The organism is Mycolicibacterium sp. XJ870, assembly GCF_053483975.1.
On the sequence record NZ_JBEFTI010000013.1, the window covers coordinates 23,127 to 42,825 of the forward strand.

Here is a 19,699-nt window from a genome sequence, read left to right on the forward strand (position 1 = left end):
TGTTCCACTGACCGGGCCAAGCACACACGCAGTCGGGGAACAGAAGCCAGAATTGGCCGGTGACTGATCCCCAGAACATCACTGTCGATCTGCTGGTTGTCGGCTCCGGGACCGGGATGGCTGCCGCACTCGCCGCACATGAGTTGGGCATGTCGACGCTGATCGTGGAGAAGGCGCCGCTTGTCGGCGGTTCCATGGCTCGCTCCGGCGGAGCCTTCTGGATGCCGGCCAATCCGATCTTGGCCGAGTCGGGGTCGCAGGACACGATGGATGCGGGACGCACTTATCTGGATGCGGTGGTCGGCGACGCCGCGCCCATCGACCGGGCCACGGCATTTCTCGACCACGGGGCTGCGACGGTGGAGATGCTCCGCCGCACCACCCCGATGAAGTTCAAATGGGCCAAGGGGTACTCCGACTACCATCCAGAACTTCCCGGCGGCAGCGCAGTCGGCCGCACGTGCGAGTGCCGGCCGTTCAACACCGCGATGCTCGGACCTGAACTGGCGCGGCTGCGACCCGGGGTGATGAAGTCGTCGTTCCCGATGCCGGTCACCGGCGCCGACTACAAGTGGCTGAACCTCATGGCACGAGTTCCGCTGAAAGCAATACCGCGCATCATGTTTCGCGCTTTCCAAGGCATCGGCGGGCTTGCCCTGCGCCGGCGCTATGCGGCCGGTGGCCAAGCCCTCGCGGCCGGGATGTTCGCCGGCGTGCTGCGTGCCGGCATCCCGGTGTGGACCGATACCCCGCTGGTACGGCTGTCGGTTGACGGTGACCGCGTCAGCGGCGCCGTGGTGAACCGCAACGGCACTGACGTCACGGTCACCGCACGCCGGGGCGTGGTCTTGGCGGCCGGCGGGTTCGACCATCTCATGGACTGGCGGCACAAGTTCCAGTCCGAATCGCTGGGCGAGCACGTGAGTCTCGGCGCCGAAAGCAACACCGGTGACGCGATCCGCGTTGCCCAGGAACTTGGCGCCGGCATCGGGCTGATGGACCAGGCCTGGTGGTTTCCGGCGTTCGCTCCCCTGCCTGGGGGTGAGCCGACGGTCATGCTCGCCGAGCGGTCCCTACCGGGGTGTCTGCTGGTGGACCAGACCGGCAACCGATTCATCAACGAAGCCGACGACTACATGTCGTTCGGCCAGGAGATCTTGGCGCGCGAACACCGGGGTAATCCCGTCGAAGAGATGTGGATGATCTTCGATCAGCAGTACCGCAACAGTTATTTGCTTGGCGCAGAACTCTTTCCGCGGATGGCAATTCCTCAGTCCTGGTACGACGCAGGCATTGCGCACCGCAGCGACGACCTGGCCGGCCTGACCCGAGCGCTCGGCCTCGACACCTCGACGCTGGCCGCCACCGTGCAGCGGTTCAACGAACTCGCCCGCTCCGGCGTTGACAGCGACTTCGGCCGCGGGGCCAGCGCCTACGACCGCTACTACGGCGACCCGACCGTGACGCCGAATCCGAACATGCGCCCGCTTGACCGCGGCCCGTTCTATGCGGTCAAGGTGGTGCTCAGCGATCTCGGTACCTGTGGCGGTGTTCGAGCCGATGGCCACGGCCGGGTACTGCGTGAGGACGGCTCGGTGATCGACGGCCTGTACGCCATCGGCAACACCGCTGCCAATGCGTTCGGTACCCGCTATCCGGGTGCCGGCGCCACCATCGGGCAGGGGCTGGTGTTCGGCTATATCGCCGCCCGGCACACGGCGACGCGATAGTCCGCCGCCCCGGTCAGCCCTGGTCTTCCTCCGCGGCCATCCGGCGTTCCACCTCGTACCAGTACTCCCGTGCCGGCCATTGCATACCCGCTTGACCTGCTTCGGCGAACGCTTCTTCGGCGGCGTCGAGATCTTTGATCAATTGCAGTGTGAGTTCACGTTCGGCGCCGTAGTACCGCTCGGACCATTGCAACGCCAACCGGGCATATGACCAGGCAGGCTGTTCCGCGGTGCCCCGCACCTCGGCTGCAGCTTCGCGCTGCATCCGATCGGCATGGGCAACATGCTCGGCGAGCAACTCCTTCAGCCGGGCGGGATTGGTCAGGTGGCCGAAGACTACCCGCAACAGCGCATTGTTTTTGAGCGTCGGCGGCTCGACGGGCTCTTCATTGGTCCATTGAGTGACCGCTGCCAGCCCTTCGTCGGTGATCTTGTACATCCGCCGGCTGCGGGTGCTTCCTTCCACGTGGGAGGTGACCAGGCCCAGCTTCTCGAGCCGCTTCAGTTCGGAGTAGATCTGGCTGTAGGCGGGGCTGGAGTAGAAGAACCGGATGACCCAATTGATCCACTTCTTGATGTCGTACCCGGAGAGCTCGTCACCGCCCGACAGCATGCCCAGCAGCGCCCACGCGGTGGGCGTCAAATTCGGCCGCTCGGCGGCGTCGTGGGCGGCTTCCGTCACTGCTCAAGGCTAGCAATGTGGTGATCGGTGCCGGTGGCGCCACTACCGCTGACCGGGATAGCGCATTGCGGCAGCACCGCATCACGCAGGACATTGAGGACTGCCCATTCGAGGAGGAGCATGTCCGACAACATGATCGCGCCCGGCGCGGCGCACGGTGGTGCGCAAGCCATGCCTGAACCGATTCCCGCTCACGATGCCGAACACCAACGGGCGCTTTACGGACCGCTGACGGAGTCCCTGCGGCGGCTCATCGACGTGGCGATCCGCAGCGAGGCAGATGACGACGCAGTGAAGCAAGCCCACAGCCTCATCGACGAGGCCGTCGACCTGCTCAGCTCGCGACTGCACCCGGAATCATTCGGCCTTCGCCACGATGGCGACGGCCGCCCCCTCGTGTGGGGCAATGTGGCCATGGGCCTGCGCAATGCGATCGCACCGCCACTCGATATCCGCCGTGAATCCGATGGCCGGGTCTGGGTCGACCTGAATCTGGGTGCACCGTACGAAGGACCGTCGGGACAAGTGCATGGCGGCGTGTGCGCGTTGGTGCTCGACCATGTTCTGAGCGCGACGGCTCACCGGGAACAGCAACCGGCGTTCACCGGCACGATCACCATCCGTTACCTTCGCCCCACCTGGCTGGGGCGGTTGCGGGCCGAGGCCTGGGTTGATCGCGAAGAGGCGTCGAAAACCTTTGCCGTCGGCCGTATCACAGACGCAGACGGGGTCGTCACGGTGCAGGCTGAAGGTGTGTTCATCCGGCCAAAGGCCGCTGTGGACCATGGGGCAGACCGGAGAACCTCTTGAGCGGCAGGCGTTTCCCATCCAGTGGGCGCCGCCAGCGTCGTCCTACGCATCGCCACGCCTCCACGACGCAGCGCCATCTCGCGAGTGGCAGCTCAGGAACAACCCGTCGGGCGCTTGGGCCACCCAATTCTCGTAGCCCTCGCACGGTGTGCCGAACTCCTTGATACCGGCCATCGACGGCGACCGGAAGTACCTCGGCTCATAGCGGCGCGGCGAACCGCAGAACACCAGCCTGCCCCACGAGGTCGTGCCGAAGACGTACTGCGCAGTGTCCGAGCACGGTGCGCCCACCACTGCAGGCACAATCCCTGGAGCACAGGCGGATTCGTCGCAGGCCGCCGGCTCGGCATGTGCCTGGGCCGACATCATCAGCGCCGCCACCATGGCCACACTGGCCAACACTGCCGCAGCCACAGTTGATCGCACAGAGCGCACTGTGACACAGCGTGGCCCACTTGGAAGTCGATGCGCCCGCTCAGCGGACAACCACGCCCGCACCGGTCGTTCGGCGCTGTTAGCGTCGGGCACCGCCAAATTCGTACAGACGGCCAATCCTAGGAGTAGACGATGCTGCGTTTACCTGTGCTGCTGACCATCGCCGCAGCGGGAGCGCTCAGCCTGGCGACCGTCGCGCCCGCCACCGCGGACAGCGCGGAATGGGGCCTCAACGGCACCTACGTCGCAACCTCCAACGGTGAGTGGGCACGCAAGAACGAGGTGTTCTACGAACAGGCGAGCCTGCGCAGCACCTGGACCGTCACCACTCAGTGCAGCTACCCGGGCGAATGCACCGGCACTGTGAACAGCGATCTGGGCTGGACCGCACCGATTTACCAGAAGAGCGGTGTCTGGTACGTCAAGCACACTGTCGAGAACTGGATTCCATGCCCCGACGGAAGTACTGCTCCGGGACTGCAGGTGTTCCGGTTCAAGGCGATGACTCCCGACGGAGCGAACGCGGACCCGACCTCGACCACGTTGGTGGGCGAGGACATCACGACCGGCGAAAGCGGCGCCTGCGGCGTGAATAAGCCGGTCTACATCAACATGCCGTTCAAGATCGCCAAAGCCTGACAGGGCTGATGATCCGCCGATCACCCCGGCCAGCGAGTTGAGGTTGCCGGTGGCGTGCTGTGGCGAGCGTGCAACCTGTTGTCATGAGAACGTCTGAACGCCGCAGAAACCTACACGCTCGCCACAGTGCCGACTCAGGGCATCACCCGACGGACCCGCGTTGACTATGCGGTCGTGTACAGGCGACCCGGCTCAGATGACGGCGTCACACCGAACTCACTTGGGCAGCATGTCTTCCCAGCTCTGCGGTTTTGGCGTAACCAGGTTCGTCTGGCTGTACACCTCGCCGTCAGGGGTTGCGTACTGACCCGTCCGCGGGTTGTAGATGGCAAACGCGACCGAGGGGCCGCCCGCTGCGGGAGCAAAAGCACTCGGCGCAACCGGCACCGCTCCATCGGCCGGAGGGGGCGGGACATCGGCCGGCGGCGGCGGGGCGTCAACCGGAGGCGGCGTGCCTTCGAGGGGTCCGAAGATCTGTTCGTCGAGAGTGGTCCGATCATCGGGCGGAACACCCTGGGCGATGAGGCTCGGATCGAACGGATAAGGCCCCGTGACGTGTTGGCGCATGGCCAGTGGCTCGAATGGCTTGTCGCTTTCACAGATTTCGACGGTGGGCGCACGCTTGCCCGGTTGGCCCATGCACGGGAAGTTGCGGGCCCCCCGCACCCCGATCGGCGAGTCCTGCGGCAACTTGCAGTACAGACCGTCCGGGGTGTCGACATCGCTGAGATCCGCCGGCGACCGCCATGACGATGGCGGCAGGAAGCCGACCGTACACGCCGGTGGGTCGTTGAGGGTGAGACTGAACTCCGAGAGCGCCATACCGGTGGGGTTGCTGAGCGAGGATCCGTACGACTGGGTGGCCGCCAGATAGGGTGGCAGCAACACCAGCAGCTGCTCGATCGACGGGTGGTAGGTCACCGCGATCTGGCCGACCGTGGTCAGATTGGCAAGCAACACAGGCAAAGTCGGCTTCACCTGGTCCAGTAGGCGCGAGGCTTCGTCGGCGGTTCCCGGTCCGGTCTGCAAGATCGTCCGCACGGCGGCATCGTCGGACGCCACCTGCTGGGTGACGCCGGCCAGACTGCGCGCCCAGGTCCGGATCGCATTCACGCTGTCGGCCTGACCATCCAGCAGTGGCCGACTGTCGTCGATGAGCGTCCGCGCACTGTCACTTGCCCCGTTGAGATCGGCGGCCAGTGTTGCCGAAGAGTCGAACAATGAACCCAGCTCGTAACCGGTCCCGTTGAGCGCCTTGAAGGATTCGTCAAGTAGGCCACCGAGTTGACCCGACGGGATGCTGTCCACCAGAGCACTCATCTGGTCGAGCATCGGCCCGACGGGCGCCGGTGTGGACGTCTTGTCGGCCGTGATGACCGAACCGTCTTCCAGGTACGGTCCGGCGTCTGTCCGGGGTCGCAGATCCACATATTGCTCACCGACCGCGGAGATACTGCGCACGTCGGCCTGCAGGTCCGCCGGAATCCTCGGAGACGTCTGCAGCGACATGGTGGCGACCGCACCCTCGCGGGTGGGCCCGATATCGGTCACCTTGCCCACTTCGATTCCACGGTAGGTGACATTGGCGAAGCGGTACAGCCCACCCGTCGATGCGAGCTCCAATTTGACTGTGATGCGGCCGATTCCGAACAGCACTGGTGCCTGCATGTAGACAAACGCCATCATCCCGACACCGACCACCGAAGCAATCGTGAAGATGACCAGTTGTACACGGACAAGACGGGTGAGCATCAGTTACCGCCCTCCGCGCCGGCCGGTCCATCGACGAGCGGCGGAATGGGTGCGAGTTCGGTTGGTACCGGGGTTACCGGCGCTTTGAGCGGGTCCAACGTGTAGGACGAGTACCAGGGGTCGCCCGGTGCCGGAACAAGTGACGCCCCCGGCTCCTCCCATCGGGTTCCGAGCAGAATCCCGCTCTTGAGGCGCGGGATCGTGAAGTCGAAAACGATGAACTGGTTCATGTAGTCGCCACGGATGCCGCGGTCGATGAACTCTTGCGTGTACGGGTATGTCGGAAGATACGACAGCGCCGTGGCGAGATCGGGTCCGACGTCGGCAAGGGCGCGCACGGTGGGCTCCAAATTCTTCAAGTTGCGCACCAGATCTTCTTGCGAGTCGTTGATCAGTTGATGGGCCGTATCGCTGAAGTCGCCGAGTTTCTCCAGGGCAGTGGTGATCCGCGGGCGTTGTTCGACCAGCACGTCGAGCGCCGGCGGGATGCGATCCAGCGCCTGGACGATGACGTCGCGCTGATCGGAGAAGGTGCCCGCCATCCGGTTCAGTTCCGTGATGGTCGCGACGATGTTGTCGTGTTGGTTGTCGAGCAGTGTCACCACTTTGTTCATCCGGGTGAGCAGATCCCGTATCTGCACCGCACGACCGTCGAGCGCGGCATTGAAGTTGTCGACGATGTCGCCGATCTGAGTGAGACCTCCCCCGTTGACGACCGTCGACAGCGACGACAACGTGCGCTCGGTCGACGGGTATGTCGACGATCTATTCAACGGAATGGTCACACCCGGTTGTAAGCGCCCGGTGGGCGGCTCGCCGACCGGCGGATCCAGTGCGAGATGCATGGAGCCCAGCAAGCTCGTCTGTCCCACCCGGGCAACCGCATTGGCGGGTACCACGACGTCCGGCTTCACCGACACCTCGACGTCGGCATGCCAGCTGTTGACGGTCATCGTCCGCACAGTTCCGACGACGACGTCGCTCACCATCACCGGCGAATTCGACTCCAGCGTACCGACGTTGGCGATCTGGACGTGATAGGTCGCCGCATCCGAACCGGTGCCGACAGTACCCGGCAGCGGCAGCGAGTTGACCCCATCGAATGCGCAACCCGACGCGGTGAGCACCACACAGCAGGCTGCTGCCGACCAACAGCGCATCGATACCCGCGCGGTCATGGTGTTCCTTCCGTGGGTTGCGGTGCGGGAGCTGCCTCGGCGGGCAGCAGCATGCCCTCCAGGCTGGGCGGCGCCGGCACACCCGGCGGAATGGGTGCACCGGGGAACAGCGCCGGCTGCGGGGCGGCAGGCAACCCGTCGGGCGTGTACGCACCGGGCGGGTGTGACGGGTCGGTCCAACCCGCCGGTGGTGCAACGTCACCCGCCCCGGTGTATGCCGATACCGCAGGCGGGACGTCCGCAGGGCCCGGTGCGGTGCCGCCGCCCCCGGGGGCCAGGCCCGGTTCGGAGTAGACGACATTCTGTGGGGCAGGTCCGAGATAGGCATTGAACGGCATCGGCAGGTAGTTGAAGTTCATCAGACGTAGAGCGGGGCCCAGATACTGGGCGCAGGATTTCGCCGCTTGCTCCGCTGTGGCATTTTCAACAGCTCCGATGGACGAGCAGATCAGTGCCACCGGATTGGCAAAGTTGTTCATGGCGAACGACCCTCGCGGTCCCCCGGTGTCCGGGTTGTAGATGTTGTATCCGTTGACAAGTGCGTTTGGCGCGGCATGCAGCACGTTCTTGACGGCCGTGCTGTTATCGGCCAGCACCTGGGTGACATTCCCCAAACGTTGAATCTGCTCGGCTGCCCGATCGCGGGTGCCGGAGATGAACCGTTGGACCTCACCGACTGCCGACGACAGGTCATTGATCGCAGCGCTGAGATCGGTGCGGCTACCGTCGATCACGCTGGTCACGTCGGCCAGCCGATCCTGGAACTGAACGATCTGAACATTGCTGTCCCGCAATGCCGTAACGAACACCTGCAGGTTCTTCAGGATGTCGATTATGCTTCCGCTGCCCTCGCCGAGAACGCGTCCGACCGCGGAGAGTTGCGTGATGGTTTCCCGCAACCTGTCGCCGTTTCCGGCCATGGCATTCGCGGCCGAGTCGATGAACCGCCCCACAGAGGTGTTCGACACTCCGCTGGTGGGTCCGAGTTCTGTTGCCAGCCGGGTGAGTTGCTCCTTCACCTCGTCCCACTCGACCGGCACCGCGGTCCGGTCCAGGCCGATCTCGGCGCCGTCGGGCATCGTCGGACCACTGGCCGCGCTGCTCGACCCGTAGGGAGGTGTCAACTGGACGTAGCGAGCCGACACAAGGTTCTGCGCCACGATGATCGCCTTGGCATCAGCGGGTATCGGCACCTTTCGATCAATCGCCAACGTCATTTTCGCGCGGGTGCCCTGCGCGTCGATGGCTTTGATGGTGCCCACTGTCACGCCGGCGACGCGGACCTCGTCGCCCGGATAGATCGCCGTCGCCGAACTGAAGTAGGCGATGACCGTCTTCGGGCCGTAGAACTTCTGGTTTATCAGCCATCCCGAAGCCGCCAGGGTCAATGCCACCAATACGGTGACCAAGACTTTCGCGAGCCGCGGAGTGCGCCGGCCATTGGCGATCATCGCGATCCTCCGGGAATACCGTTGTACGGGAAGGGAAACTCGGAGCGCGGGCCGGCGTTGTCGGGGGGTTGCCCGGCGTTGACGCCCCGCCGGAACCCGAGCGCATAATCCAGGAATGGCTGGATCGCCGGGCCCGGCATGAGGTTGGATGCGAACCCGTTGTAATAGAAACCGTTGTTCACGGCTTCACCCTGGGTGAGTTGGTATTTCTTCAGGCCGTCAAGCGATTTCGTGAGATTGTCACGGTTGCGCTCCAGCATCTCCGACACCTTGTTGAGCTTTTCCAGCGTCGGGGCGAGTTCTGCTTCGTTCTCCGCCACAAGAGTCGACAACTCTTGTGCTACTGCAGATGTGTTGGCCAGCAGGTTGACGATCACATATCGGCGGTCCTGCACCACCCCGAGCAAGTCGTTGGCGTTGAGGATCAATCTGTTGACCTGCTGGCTGCGGTCGGACAGTACACCGGTGACGTCTGCGGCGCTCTTGAGCAGGCCGGCCAGCGACCCGTTGCGGGTGTTGAGCGAGTTCGAAAGACGCGTCACCCCATCGAATGTGGGGGCCAACTGAGGCGCGATCCGCTCGATGGTCTCCGACAGGGTGTCCAGCGAATGGTTGATCGCCGCGGTATCGGTGCCGGCGGTGTTCGAGGTGAACTCGCCGACCGCGTCGGTCAGGGAATACGGCGAACCGGTCCGGGTCAGTGGAATGACGCCGGATGCGCGGATTCGGCCGTTGCCGCCCGGCTCCAGTGTCAGCACCCGCTCGCCGAGCAGGTTGCCGGTACGGATGTGAGCGGTCGTGTCACTGCCCAGCCGAATCTTGCCGTTCACGGCGAAGGTCACCAGTGCGTGGCCGTTTTCGAACTCGACGCTTGAGACGTTTCCGACGGGCACGCCGGAGACTTTCACGTCGTTGCCCGGCGCCAGCCCGCCGGCCTCGGCGAACTCGGCGTGGTACCTGACCGAGCTCACCATCGACCACAGCTGTTGCGGCTGCAGGCCGACGGTGATGATGAGCACGATCAGTACCAAGCCGATGAATCCGGGGCGCACGAGCGATGATCCGCGATATTTGAGCATCAGGGCTCCCCGCATCTTCCGGTGTTCTGCATGACCCACGGGAAGTGGGCAGTCCTCCCCTGCAGGTCGGTCACCCGAACCGAGATGCCGCAGAGGTAGAGATTCAGCCAGCTGCCGTACGAGCCGAGCCGCACCAGCTTGCGGTAATTGGCCGGGGTCTTCTGCAGGGTGAGATCGAGTCGGGCCAAATCGTTGTCGTTGGACAGCAGAGGCGCCAGGCGATTCAACTGGTCGACTGTGCCCGACATCGGCGGCCGGGCCTGAGCAAGCAGGTCGGCAAGTGACGTCGTTCCCTTGTCCAGCGCGGTGATCGCCTCCCCGATCGGATCCCGGTCGGCGGCCAGGCCCGAAACCAAGTTCTCCAGACGGTCCACGGCACCGGAGAACTTGTCGCCGTCCTTGGCGACGGTGGCCAAGGTGTCGTTGAGGTTGTCGATGAGTTGCTCGACGATGTGACCGTTGTCCGCTACCGCGTTGGTGAACGACGAGGTCCGCGCGAAAAGCGATTCCATGTCGCCGCTTTGGCCCTGCAGGACTTGGATCAGCGAGCCCGTCAACGCGTTGACGTCCTGGGGGTTCAACCCCTTGATCACCGGTTTGAGGCCGCCCAGCAGTAGGTCGAGGTCCAAGGCCGCTTCGGTGCGCTCGGTACCGATCCGCGACCCTGGCGGCTCAATTCGGGATGAGCCCGGCTGATCGACGAGTTCCAGGTAGCGGTCACCGACGAGGTTCAGATACCGAACCGCCACCTTCGTACCCTCGGTGAGCCGGATGGTGTCGTCGGCATCGAAGTCCACCAGCACGGTGTTGTCGGGCTGCAGCAGCACGTCAGTGACGGTGCCGATCCGAATTCCCGCCACCCGCACCGAATCCCCGGATTTGAGACTCGAAGAGTCGGCGAACACCGCTGAATAGCTGTTGCTCGAACCCGAGCGATACTGACCGAAGATCGCGATGAGAATCCCGGTCACCAGCACCATGATGACCGCGAAGACACCGAACTTGACAGCCGTCTTACCCAGGCTGGTCATCCCGGCTGTCCGATCTGCGCGGTATTGCGGGGCGGCCCGTCAAGTGGGCCGTACAGCGCCTGTTTGAGAGCGTCGGAGTTGAGCAGAATGCCGCGGTTTCCGTACTGCGCCGGGTTGGCATTGACGTCGGTGATCACGAACGGGGGGTGCTTCTGGAAGGGCACCTTCGGCAGATCCGTACATTGCGGACCGCCCTTGGCCGCCACCTTGGGCAGGTTCGCCGGGTAGCGGTAGCGCTCCTGGCCGAGGACGACAGTCTGCAGCAGCAGCCCGCCGGGAACCGGGGTGCCCGGCGCCTTGGCCAGCTCAACCGCACCGCCCAGACCGCACCTGAGCGCCTCGTGGTACTGATTGGTCAGATCGGTGGTCGGGGCCAGCAGGTGCATGACATCGGTGATCGCCTGACGATTGCTGCCCACCACGTCGTTCCCGATGTCGGACAAGCCGATGACGCTGATCAGCAGGGAGTCCAGGTTCTGCTGCTCCTCGACAAGCGTTCGGCTCAGCGTCGTCGCGGCGTCCACAGTCGCGAGGAGGTCCGGTGCGGCGTCGGCATAGGCATTGAGCACCTGCGGTGCCACCGCAAGTTCGTGCTCCATGTTCGGCAGGCTGGGGTCGGTCTTGGCCAGGAACTCATCGAAATCCGACAACATCTGTCCGATCTGGCCACCGCGACCGTCCAGTGCCGAGGACAAGGCGCCGAGGGTTTCGTTGAGTTTCTCTGGCTCGATCTTCGACAGCACCGAGGACAGTTGCTCGAACACGGTGTTGATCTCCACGGTGACGTGGTCTGCTGACAGCACTTGATCGGCCCGCAATGACTGGGGCGCAGGGGAATCCGGAGGGACGAGTGCGACGAACTTGGAACCGAAGACCGTCGACGACGAGATCTCGACACCCACGTTGGCAGGGATCAGATCCAGATGGGACGGGTCCATCGCCAGGTGGATGGCGGCCCGGCCGTCTGGGAGCGACTCGATCGATTCGACCGAGCCCACCTGGGCGCCATGCAATTTCACCTTGGCATCGGGGTTCATCACCAAACCCGCCCGCTCTGAGAGGACGGTGACGGGCACCGTTTTCGTGAAGCTTCCCCGGAACAACCCCACCGAGACCGCCACGATCGCCACCATCACCGCCGCCGTCGCAAAACCAGCGAGGGGCCGAATCACATTCGCATTCATCGCCATCGGCTGAACTCCCTGCTAGCCCGAAAGGTTGAAGTTGCCGTTGGAGCCGTAGATCGACAGTGACACCAGCAGCGTCACCGAGATCACGACGACGAGCGAGCTCCGCACCGCGTTGCCGACTGCCACTCCGACACCGGCGGGGCCACCTGATGCGAAGTATCCGAAGTAGGTGTGCACCAACAGCACCGCCAACGCCATGAGGATCGCCTCCAGGAAGGACCACAGCAGGTCGACGGGGTTGAGGAACGTGGAGAAGTAGTGGTTGTACAGGCCCGCAGACTGGCCGAACATCATCACCGTGGTGAGCTTGCTGGCCGCGAAGGACAGCATGACCGCGACGGCATAGAGGGGAACGATCGCGACCATCCCCGCGACGATGCGCGTACTGACCAGATATTCGATCGGCCGGATGCCCATCGATTCAAGAGCGTCGATCTCTTCGTTGATGCGCATCGCGCCGAGCTGGGCGGTGACCCCCGCACCGAAGGTGGCCGCCAGCCCGATGCCCGCGACGACCGGAGCCGAAATCCGCACGTTGATGAAAGCCGCGAGGAAGCCGGTCAACGCCTCGATCCCGATATCGCCCAATGAGCTGTAGCCCTGGACCGCCAGGGTGCCGCCCGCAGCCAGCGTGAGGAATCCGACGATCACCATCGTGCCGCCGATCATCGCCAATGCGCCTGCGCCCATGCTGATCTCGGCGATCAGCCGGATGACCTCCCGCCGGTAGTGCACCGCCGCATGGGGCACGCCTGCCAGCGCCCTGCCGTAGAACAATGTGTGGTCGCCGAGTCGACCAGCGGTCTTGACCGGCCTGCTCAGCTCCCCCGCCAGCCGCGGGTGGAGCGCTCGTACTGCCATTGCCCGTTCCCCGCTATCCGGTCGTCATCCGAATACCGATTGCCGTCACAACCACATTGACGACAAACAGCGCCATGAACGCGTAGACCACGGTTTCGTTGACGGCGTTACCTACTGCCTTGGCGCCACCGCCACTGATCGTCAGGCCCCGATAGCAGGCGACAAGCCCCGCGATAAGGCCGAAAAGCGCTGCCTTGACACAGGAGATGATCACCTCCGGAATGCCGGTGAGCAACGTGATTCCGGCTGCGAAGGCACCGGGGTTCACGCCTTGGATGAATACCGAGAACGTGTAGCCGCCCAGAATGCCGATGATGACCACCAGGCTGTTGAGCAACAGAGCGACCAGCCCGGAGGCCAGCATCCGTGGCGCGACCAGACGTTGGATGGGGTTGATACCCAACACTTCCAGCGCATCGATCTCGTCGCGGATAGTGCGCGATCCCAGATCGGCGCACATCGCTGTCGCGCCCGCACCCGCCACGATCAACACCGTCACCATCGGACCGACCTGCGTCACGGCGCCGAACGCTGCACCGGCCCCCGAAAGGTCAGCCGCCCCGAGTTCGCGCAGCAGGATGTTGAGCGTGAAGCTCACCAGGACGGTAAACGGGATCGCCACCAGGAGCGTGGGCATGAGTGACACACGGGCGACAAACCAGGATTGCTCCAGGAACTCTTTGCCCTGAAACGGTCGGCGGAAGGCGAACTTCACCGCGTCGACCGACATCGAGAACAGACCTCCGACGGCTTCCAATGTTCCCGACGTGCCGGCGCGCAGCACAGGCAGACCGGTGGACCAGCGGTCCGCGGCTTTATTCACCATGTGCAGCCGAACACTCCATTGCACTCCCCTTGTTGGACGCCCCACCTTGGCAGCGGGCGGCCTACTTTCGACACAGCCCGTCCCATCCACCGGGAGCCGGTGAGACAGCATGGGCACTTGAGCCGCAACGTGGTCGGCGCGGGACCCGATCGACGACAATGAGCCGGGTCAACCGCATCCGTCGAACAGGAGTTGCACCGTGTCCGAACTGCCGTCCGAGCCAATGTCGGCCCTCTCCCGCTACGTCAACCGGCGGGTACTGATCACCGGCGGAGGCTCCGGGATCGGCCAGGCCTGTGTGCTGCGGATCCTTGCCGAGGGTGGCCAGGTCGTGGCTGCCGATATCAGTGCCGACGGGCTCGACGACACCACTGCCAAGGCCGGCCCGTCCGGTGAGCGACTGAGGACCGTGGTGATGGATGTCGGCGACGAAGACTCGGTAGGCGCCGGGGTCGCCGAGGCAGTCGCAACACTGGGTGGACTCGACACCCTGGTCAACGCGGCGGGCATCCTTCGCTCGAGCCACCTCGCACAGACCTCCCTCGCCGATTTCGAGCAGGTCCTGCGAATCAATCTGACCGGAACCTTCCTGGTGACCCGCGAGGCGATCGGCCCGCTGCACGAGGGCAACGGGCCCGCGGTGGTGAACTTCAGCTCCACCTCTGCGCACTTCGCGCATCCCTATATGGCGGCCTATGCGGCATCGAAGGGCGGCGTCCTGGCGATGACGCATGCCTGGGCATTGGAGTTCGCGAAAGCCGGGATACGGTTCAATTCCGTTCAGCCCGGGTCGATCTCGTCCGGCATGACGGACGGTACCGGCGCGTCACGGCAGAGCGTGGGGCCAGGTCTGCCCGAGGACGCCGATTACGCCCTCTTCGGCAAGGTCGCGCCGATGCTCCCCCTCGACGGCGGCGCGATCTTCGCCGGCCCCGATGCGGTCGCGGGTGTGGTCGCAATGCTGGGCAGCCGCGACGCCTTCTTCATCACCGGCACCGAGGTCCGCATCGACGGTGGCTCGCACATGTAGCCGACCCGCCTGCCTACCGAAATACCTACGGAGACATCGAATGCAGATAAAGAAGGTCGTCATCGGCCTGGCCGGTGCGGTAGCCGTCGGCGCGGTAGGGTCGCCTGCCGCGCACGCCGACGCGTTCTACGCGAACTACCAACTGCTGGTTCCGGAGCGATACGACTTCCATACCTGGACGTGGGCGGTCTCCTACTGTGTTCCTGAGGCCGAGGACTGCGTGGAGATCAACGCCATCCCGATGCCGATCGCGAAGGCATTCGAATACCGGGGCAACGCACACCTGGCCGACGGGCGGTACACGTTGACCGTCGATGTTCCCGACGGGCTGCGGTGCGGAAATGTCTACTACGGGCCGGTCGTCGCGACCCGCGATGTCTACTCCTGGGATGCGGACACACTCCAGGGCACGTTGGCATCCTCGTTCGCGGCGGGGTGCGACGGCGCCCCGGGTGGCACCTTCACTTATCCGTTTTCGCTTATCCGGTTATAGCGGCGCAAGACGGCCAAGTCGGCCTGTGCCCGTTCTGTAAGCTACGGCGACCGTTCGAGCAGGAGGAACCGATGCCGACACCGCAGGCAACCGTGCCGTTGGAGCCCGCCGACGCGCATGGCCCGCGGCGGGCTTGGGCTGCGGTGGCGGTTCTGGCACTCGTCGGCACGCTCAACTATGTCGACCGGTTCCTACCCGGCGTGCTGGCCGAACCGATCAAGCACGATCTTTCGTTGTCGGACACCGCCATCGGCGTCATCAACGGGTTCGGATTCCTGATCGTCTACGCGGTGCTCGGCATCGTGATCGCGCGCGTCGCCGATCGTGGCGTGTACGGCGCGGTGATCTCCGGATGCCTCGCATTGTGGGGCGCGATGACGATGGTCGGCGGCGCCGTTCAGTCCGGCTTCCAGCTCGCCCTCACCCGAGTGGGTGTCGCAGTGGGTGAGGCAGGCAGCACACCGGCGGCACATGCCTACGTGGCGCGGAACTTCGCGCCGGAACGTCGCTCGGCACCGTTGGCTGTCATCACCTTCGCGATCCCACTCGCGAGTGCGGCCAGCATCCTCGGCGGCGGCCTGCTGGCCGAAAGTCTCGGCTGGCGAACGACATTCGTGGTCATGGGCGCGATCAGTGTCGCGCTTGTCCCCCTGGTGCTACTGGTGGTCGGGGTTCGCCAGACACTGCCCGCGCCCGCCGTGCGCGAGGACGACGCGCCGGTCAACTGGTGGGACCTGCTGCGCAAGCCCACCTTCCTGGCCCTCATCGGCGGCACCGCGTTCATCTCGGCGGCCGGTTACTCCCTGACCACCTTCGCACCCGCATTCCTGATGCGCTCACACGGCATGTCACTGAGTGAGGTCGGGCTGGGGTACGGGCTGACCACCGGCCTGACCGGGGTCCTGGGCCTGATCATCGTCGGGCGGCTGGCCGATCGACTGGCCGCGCGCGATCCGCGCTGGTTGATGTGGATCGTGGTGGTGTTGACGGCCGTGCTGCTGCCGGCCTCGGTGCTGGCGTTCGTGGTGGAAAGCCGGCTGCTGTGCGTGTTGTTCCTCGCATTGAGCTACTGCATCGGCACGGCGTACCTGGCACCGTCGGTCGCAGCGATCCAACGCCTGGTGCTACCCGAGCAACGCGCGACGGCGTCGGCCCTCTTCTTGTTCTTCAATGCGGTCTTCGGAGCGGTAGGCCCGTTCCTGACCGGCCTGATCAGCGACACGCTGACCGCCGACCTCGGCACGCAGGCGCTCGGTCGTGCCCTCCTGATCCTGGTACCGGTGTCGCAGTTCCTGGCCATGGGCTGCTACCTCGTCGCCGCCCGGCGGTATCGGCGCGACATCATCGAGGTGACCAGCTAGATCCCCCCCGAGATTGACGCAGCGGCTGCTCGGCCGCGGATGAAGCAGCCATAGCGTCGTTTTCGACGGTAGGTGCGCTACTCGGTCTGTGTGGTCCGGCGCGGGCGCCGGGTGGCACCCCACAACCCGACGGCGATGCCGACGACGGCTCCGCCCAGCCCGATGATCTGCTGAGACCGCCTCATCTCGCCGTGGACACCTACGCCGCCGAGCAGATCGGCGGCGTCGGCCCCGCCGGATGCCAGGAACCAGCCGCGCGTGTCCTTACCGCGTAGTCCGGCCGCCAGGAGCAGGCCACCGATCAGCGCGTCGCGGTATCCCATCGACCGCAGCAGCAGCTGTGCGGTTGCGTCCGGTTTGTCCGGTGAACCCCACACCCGATTGGCCCGCAGCGGATCCGCGAGAAACGAGACGCCCGACGCGAGTCGGATACTGCCCGCGGCGAGCGCCGCCCGGTCGATCGACATGATGTGTAACCCGTCAGCCGTGGTTGTTCTTCTTCGGTTCCTTGATCGGCGGCGGCCCATCGGGGTGCAGCGCACCGCCTTCGTTCAGCCAGTCGGCGATCTCGGCGGCGTCCTCGCGGGTGACCGGCCGACGCCTACTGAACAGGGACTTCACCTTCTTCGGCAGCTTCGGCATGTATCGATCCTAGGAGGTGCTTGTGATGACAACACGAGTTCTGCAGAACTGAGCGCCTGGCAAACGAAACATATTGACGTTCAGCATCTTCCACCAGATGTCGTGGGCACGCACCGAACCTGACGACTTCTCGGCGGCGCGATTTTGCCTCAACCCGGTCCGCCCGGCGTCTCGCACCGCGATAATCGAAGGACCCTAGCTCGAAGGAGCGGACCCATGCCCACAGTCGAGGCCAACGCACCCGCCGGCACATCGTTTGACCAGGAAGTTACCGCCACGCAGGCCTATTTCGACAGCCCGCGCTTCGAGGGCATCATCCGACTCTATTCGGCGCGCCAGGTCGCCGAACAGCGCGGCACCATTCCGGCCGACTATCCGGTGGCGCGAGAGGCGGCAACGGCGTTCTACCCGCATCTGCGCGGCTTGTTCGCCAAGAAGAAGAGCATCACGACGTTCGGTCCGTATTCACCGGGCCAAGCCGTGGCGATGAAGCGCATGGGCATCGAGGGCATCTACCTAGGCGGCTGGGCGACCTCGGCGAAGGGCTCCATCAGCGAGGACCCGGGGCCCGACCTGGCCTCCTATCCGCTGAGCCAGGTGCCCGACGAGGCGGCCGGGCTGGTGCGCGCCCTGCTCACAGCGGATCGCAATCAGCATTATCTGCGGCTGCGCATGACCGAAGAACAGCGCAGTGCAACGCCCGCTTACGACTACCGGCCGTTCATCATCGCCGACGCCGACACCGGCCACGGCGGTGACCCGCACGTGCGAAACCTGATTCGCCGCTTCGTCGAATCCGGCGTGCCCGGGTACCACATCGAGGATCAGCGCCCCGGCACCAAGAAGTGCGGCCATCAGGGCGGCAAGGTTCTGGTGCCGTCGGACGAACAGATCAAGAGGCTCAACACGGCGCGGTTCCAACTCGACATCATGCGCGTGCCCGGCATCATCGTGGCGCGCACCGATGCCGAGGCCGCGAACCTGATCGACAGCCGCGCCGACGAACGCGATCAGCCGTTCTTGTTGGGCGCCACCAATCTCAAGATTCCGTCGTACAAGTCCTGCTTCCTGGCGATGGTGCGGCACTTCTACGAGTCGGGTGTCAGCGAGTTGAACGGGCATCTCCTGTACGCCCTTCCCGACGGTGAGTACACCGCCGCCGAGGAGTGGCTGCAGCGCCACGGCGTCATGGACGCGGTCTCCGAAGCCGTCGGGTCATTGAAAAAGGGTTCCGACGACTCGGTCGACGCGCTGTTCGACAGGGTGGAGTCGCAGTTCGTCGACGCCTGGCAGGACGATGCGGGCTTGAACACCTACGGCGAAGCCGTCGCCGAACTGCTCGAATTCCGGGAGCGGGAGGGTGAACCGGCGCAGATGAACCCCGCCGATTGGCGCGCTTTCGCGGCGCGGGCACCGTTGTACTCGGCGCGGGAGAAGGCCAAGGAACTCGGTGCCGACGTCGCATGGGATTGCGAGCGGGTCAAGACACCGGAGGGCTACTACCAAGTGCGCGGCGGGATTCCGTACGCGATAGCGAAGTCGCTGGCCGCTGCACCATTCGCCGACATTCTGTGGATGGAAACCAAGACAGCCGATCTGGCCGACGCCAAGCAGTTCGCCGACGCGATTCACGCCGAGTTCCCGGAGAAGATGTTGGCCTACAACCTCTCTCCGTCGTTCAACTGGGACACCACCGGCATGACCGACGACGAGATGCGGGCATTCCCCGAGGAACTCGGAAAGATGGGTTTCGTCTTCAACTTCATCACCTACGGCGGCCATCAGGTCGACGGCGTCGCCTGCGAGGAGTTCGCGACGTCGCTTCAGCAGGAGGGCATGCTCGCGCTCGCCCGGTTGCAACGCAAGATGCGGCTGGTCGAATCTCCTTACCGCACACCGCAAACGCTGGTCGGCGGGCCGCGCAGCGATGCTGCGCTGGCTGCGTCGTCGGGGCGTACCGCTACCACCAAGTCCATGGGTAAGGGCTCCACGCAGCATCAGCACCTGGTGCAGACGGAGGTCCCCAAGAAGCTGCTGGAGGAATGGCTGGCGCTGTGGGGCGAGCACTATCAGCTAGGTGAGAAACTCAGCGTGCAGCTGAGGCCGCGCCGCGCCGGCTCCGATGTGCTCGACCTCGGGATCTACGCCGAAGGTGAAGAAGATCCGCTGGCCAACGTGGTCGTCGACCCGATCAAGGACCGGCACGGGCGCAGCATCCTCACGGTGCGCGACCAGAACACGTTCTCCGAGAAGCTGCGCCAGAAGCGGCTTATGGATCTCATCCACCTGTGGTTGATCCACCGTTTCAAGGCCGAAATCGTGTACTACGTGACGCCGACGGAGGACAACATCTATCAGACCGACAAGATGAAGGCCCACGGCATCTTCAGCGACGTCTACCAGGAAGTCGGTGAGATCATCGTCGCCGACGTGAACAAGCCCCGCATCGAAGAGTTGTTGGCGTCCGACCGTGAGGCGCTGGGACGATTGATCCGCAAGGAGGACTGAA

General features: G+C 64.7%; 19 protein-coding genes. 7 read left to right on the forward strand and 12 right to left on the reverse strand.

Going from position 1 to position 19,699, the window contains the following annotated elements:
* Positions 1–59: 59 nt before the first annotated feature.
* Entirely contained in the window at positions 60–1,730 is a 1,671-nt protein-coding gene (locus ABQF30_RS29270) for a 3-ketosteroid-delta-1-dehydrogenase (protein WP_448470526.1), read from the forward strand.
* Between the two features lie 13 nt (positions 1,731–1,743).
* On the opposite strand, the gene ABQF30_RS29275 is transcribed toward ABQF30_RS29270, so the two are convergent.
* Positions 1,744–2,412 carry a PadR family transcriptional regulator gene (locus ABQF30_RS29275; protein ID WP_448470528.1) on the reverse strand — a complete coding sequence of 223 codons (669 nt, stop codon included), beginning with the start codon at positions 2,410–2,412 and terminating at the stop codon, positions 1,744–1,746.
* Positions 2,413–2,583: 171 nt separating this feature from the next.
* Here ABQF30_RS29275 and ABQF30_RS29280 point away from each other — a divergent pair, with 171 nt between their 5' ends.
* The gene (locus tag ABQF30_RS29280) at positions 2,584–3,222 is read left to right on the forward strand and encodes a PaaI family thioesterase (RefSeq protein ID WP_448470606.1); all 639 of its coding nucleotides are present in this window, start codon (positions 2,584–2,586) and stop codon (positions 3,220–3,222) included.
* A gap of 42 nt (positions 3,223–3,264) precedes the next feature.
* On the opposite strand, the gene ABQF30_RS29285 is transcribed toward ABQF30_RS29280, so the two are convergent.
* Positions 3,265–3,606, reverse strand: a complete 342-nt coding sequence (locus ABQF30_RS29285) for a hypothetical protein (protein WP_448470608.1) — start codon at positions 3,604–3,606, stop codon at positions 3,265–3,267.
* Positions 3,607–3,789: 183 nt separating this feature from the next.
* On the opposite strand from ABQF30_RS29285, the gene ABQF30_RS29290 reads away from it, so the two are divergent.
* Positions 3,790–4,296 (forward strand): Rv2253/PknI dimerization domain-containing protein, encoded by a 507-nt coding sequence (locus tag ABQF30_RS29290; RefSeq protein ID WP_448470530.1) that lies wholly within the window; start codon positions 3,790–3,792, stop codon positions 4,294–4,296.
* 216 nt (positions 4,297–4,512) lie between these two features.
* Here the strand turns inward: ABQF30_RS29290 and ABQF30_RS29295 are convergent, their stop codons facing one another.
* Genes ABQF30_RS29295 through ABQF30_RS29330 form a run of 8 tightly spaced genes read right to left on the reverse strand, consistent with a single transcriptional unit; the run spans position 4,513 to position 13,664 of the window.
* A complete protein-coding gene (locus ABQF30_RS29295; protein ID WP_448470532.1) occupies positions 4,513–6,048 on the reverse strand; it encodes an MCE family protein in 1,536 nt (511 codons plus the stop codon).
* Positions 6,048–7,226 carry an MCE family protein gene (locus ABQF30_RS29300; RefSeq protein ID WP_448470534.1) on the reverse strand — a complete coding sequence of 393 codons (1,179 nt, stop codon included), beginning with the start codon at positions 7,224–7,226 and terminating at the stop codon, positions 6,048–6,050. The genes ABQF30_RS29295 and ABQF30_RS29300 overlap by 1 nt, the downstream gene beginning before the upstream one ends.
* Complete coding sequence (locus ABQF30_RS29305; RefSeq protein WP_448470536.1) at positions 7,223–8,677, reverse strand: MCE family protein; 1,455 nt, start codon at positions 8,675–8,677, stop codon at positions 7,223–7,225. The genes ABQF30_RS29300 and ABQF30_RS29305 overlap by 4 nt, the downstream gene beginning before the upstream one ends.
* Positions 8,674–9,756, reverse strand: a complete 1,083-nt coding sequence (locus ABQF30_RS29310; RefSeq protein WP_448470538.1) for an MCE family protein — start codon at positions 9,754–9,756, stop codon at positions 8,674–8,676. Before ABQF30_RS29310 ends, ABQF30_RS29305 begins: the two co-directional genes overlap by 4 nt.
* Entirely contained in the window at positions 9,756–10,787 is a 1,032-nt protein-coding gene (locus tag ABQF30_RS29315; RefSeq protein WP_448470540.1) for an MCE family protein, read from the reverse strand. The genes ABQF30_RS29310 and ABQF30_RS29315 overlap by 1 nt, the downstream gene beginning before the upstream one ends.
* The gene (locus ABQF30_RS29320; protein WP_448470610.1) at positions 10,784–11,971 is read right to left on the reverse strand and encodes an MCE family protein; all 1,188 of its coding nucleotides are present in this window, start codon (positions 11,969–11,971) and stop codon (positions 10,784–10,786) included. Before ABQF30_RS29320 ends, ABQF30_RS29315 begins: the two co-directional genes overlap by 4 nt.
* Before the next feature lie 21 nt (positions 11,972–11,992).
* Positions 11,993–12,838 (reverse strand): MlaE family ABC transporter permease, encoded by an 846-nt coding sequence (locus ABQF30_RS29325; RefSeq protein WP_448470542.1) that lies wholly within the window; start codon positions 12,836–12,838, stop codon positions 11,993–11,995.
* Between the two features lie 13 nt (positions 12,839–12,851).
* The gene (locus ABQF30_RS29330) at positions 12,852–13,664 is read right to left on the reverse strand and encodes an MlaE family ABC transporter permease (protein WP_448470544.1); all 813 of its coding nucleotides are present in this window, start codon (positions 13,662–13,664) and stop codon (positions 12,852–12,854) included.
* 223 nt (positions 13,665–13,887) lie between these two features.
* Between ABQF30_RS29330 and ABQF30_RS29335 the strand changes: the two genes are divergently transcribed.
* The 3 genes from ABQF30_RS29335 to ABQF30_RS29345 all read left to right on the forward strand — a co-directional run bounded on the left by ABQF30_RS29335 (position 13,888) and on the right by ABQF30_RS29345 (position 16,548).
* A complete protein-coding gene (locus tag ABQF30_RS29335; protein ID WP_448470612.1) occupies positions 13,888–14,694 on the forward strand; it encodes an SDR family NAD(P)-dependent oxidoreductase in 807 nt (268 codons plus the stop codon).
* 40 nt (positions 14,695–14,734) lie between these two features.
* Positions 14,735–15,187: a hypothetical protein gene (locus ABQF30_RS29340; RefSeq protein WP_448470546.1), complete on the forward strand. Its 453-nt coding sequence runs from the start codon at positions 14,735–14,737 to the stop codon at positions 15,185–15,187.
* A 71-nt stretch (positions 15,188–15,258) separates the two neighbouring features.
* Positions 15,259–16,548, forward strand: a complete 1,290-nt coding sequence (locus ABQF30_RS29345) for a spinster family MFS transporter (RefSeq protein WP_448470548.1) — start codon at positions 15,259–15,261, stop codon at positions 16,546–16,548.
* Positions 16,549–16,625: 77 nt separating this feature from the next.
* Here ABQF30_RS29345 and ABQF30_RS29350 read toward each other — a convergent pair whose 3' ends face one another.
* Together ABQF30_RS29350 and ABQF30_RS29355 are read right to left on the reverse strand one after the other, a co-directional pair.
* Positions 16,626–17,015, reverse strand: coding sequence for a DUF4267 domain-containing protein (locus ABQF30_RS29350; RefSeq protein WP_448470550.1), 390 nt, complete (start codon positions 17,013–17,015; stop codon positions 16,626–16,628).
* Between the two features lie 13 nt (positions 17,016–17,028).
* Complete coding sequence (locus tag ABQF30_RS29355; RefSeq protein ID WP_448470552.1) at positions 17,029–17,190, reverse strand: hypothetical protein; 162 nt, start codon at positions 17,188–17,190, stop codon at positions 17,029–17,031.
* A gap of 216 nt (positions 17,191–17,406) precedes the next feature.
* Between ABQF30_RS29355 and aceA the strand changes: the two genes are divergently transcribed.
* Positions 17,407–19,698, forward strand: coding sequence for an isocitrate lyase ICL2 (gene aceA / locus ABQF30_RS29360; protein ID WP_448470554.1), 2,292 nt, complete (start codon positions 17,407–17,409; stop codon positions 19,696–19,698).
* Position 19,699 lies beyond the last annotated feature (1 nt).

Bases quoted from the DNA above. Each gene is read 5' to 3' on its own strand.
- ABQF30_RS29280 (WP_448470606.1), top strand. From the start codon at position 2,584: ATGCCTGAACCGATTCCCGCTCACGATGCCGAACACCAACGGGCGCTT.
- ABQF30_RS29285 (WP_448470608.1), bottom strand. From the start codon at position 3,606: ATGGTGGCGGCGCTGATGATGTCGGCCCAGGCACATGCCGAGCCGGCG.
- ABQF30_RS29290 (WP_448470530.1), top strand. From the start codon at position 3,790: ATGCTGCGTTTACCTGTGCTGCTGACCATCGCCGCAGCGGGAGCGCTC.
- ABQF30_RS29295 (WP_448470532.1), bottom strand. From the start codon at position 6,048: ATGCTCACCCGTCTTGTCCGTGTACAACTGGTCATCTTCACGATTGCT.
- ABQF30_RS29300 (WP_448470534.1), bottom strand. From the start codon at position 7,226: ATGACCGCGCGGGTATCGATGCGCTGTTGGTCGGCAGCAGCCTGCTGT.
- ABQF30_RS29305 (WP_448470536.1), bottom strand. From the start codon at position 8,677: ATGATCGCCAATGGCCGGCGCACTCCGCGGCTCGCGAAAGTCTTGGTC.
- ABQF30_RS29310 (WP_448470538.1), bottom strand. From the start codon at position 9,756: ATGCTCAAATATCGCGGATCATCGCTCGTGCGCCCCGGATTCATCGGC.
- ABQF30_RS29315 (WP_448470540.1), bottom strand. From the start codon at position 10,787: ATGACCAGCCTGGGTAAGACGGCTGTCAAGTTCGGTGTCTTCGCGGTC.
- ABQF30_RS29320 (WP_448470610.1), bottom strand. From the start codon at position 11,971: ATGAATGCGAATGTGATTCGGCCCCTCGCTGGTTTTGCGACGGCGGCG.
- ABQF30_RS29325 (WP_448470542.1), bottom strand. From the start codon at position 12,838: ATGGCAGTACGAGCGCTCCACCCGCGGCTGGCGGGGGAGCTGAGCAGG.
- ABQF30_RS29330 (WP_448470544.1), bottom strand. From the start codon at position 13,664: ATGGTGAATAAAGCCGCGGACCGCTGGTCCACCGGTCTGCCTGTGCTG.
- ABQF30_RS29335 (WP_448470612.1), top strand. From the start codon at position 13,888: ATGTCGGCCCTCTCCCGCTACGTCAACCGGCGGGTACTGATCACCGGC.
- ABQF30_RS29340 (WP_448470546.1), top strand. From the start codon at position 14,735: ATGCAGATAAAGAAGGTCGTCATCGGCCTGGCCGGTGCGGTAGCCGTC.
- ABQF30_RS29345 (WP_448470548.1), top strand. From the start codon at position 15,259: ATGCCGACACCGCAGGCAACCGTGCCGTTGGAGCCCGCCGACGCGCAT.
- ABQF30_RS29350 (WP_448470550.1), bottom strand. From the start codon at position 17,015: ATGTCGATCGACCGGGCGGCGCTCGCCGCGGGCAGTATCCGACTCGCG.
- ABQF30_RS29355 (WP_448470552.1), bottom strand. From the start codon at position 17,190: ATGCCGAAGCTGCCGAAGAAGGTGAAGTCCCTGTTCAGTAGGCGTCGG.
- aceA (WP_448470554.1), top strand. From the start codon at position 17,407: ATGCCCACAGTCGAGGCCAACGCACCCGCCGGCACATCGTTTGACCAG.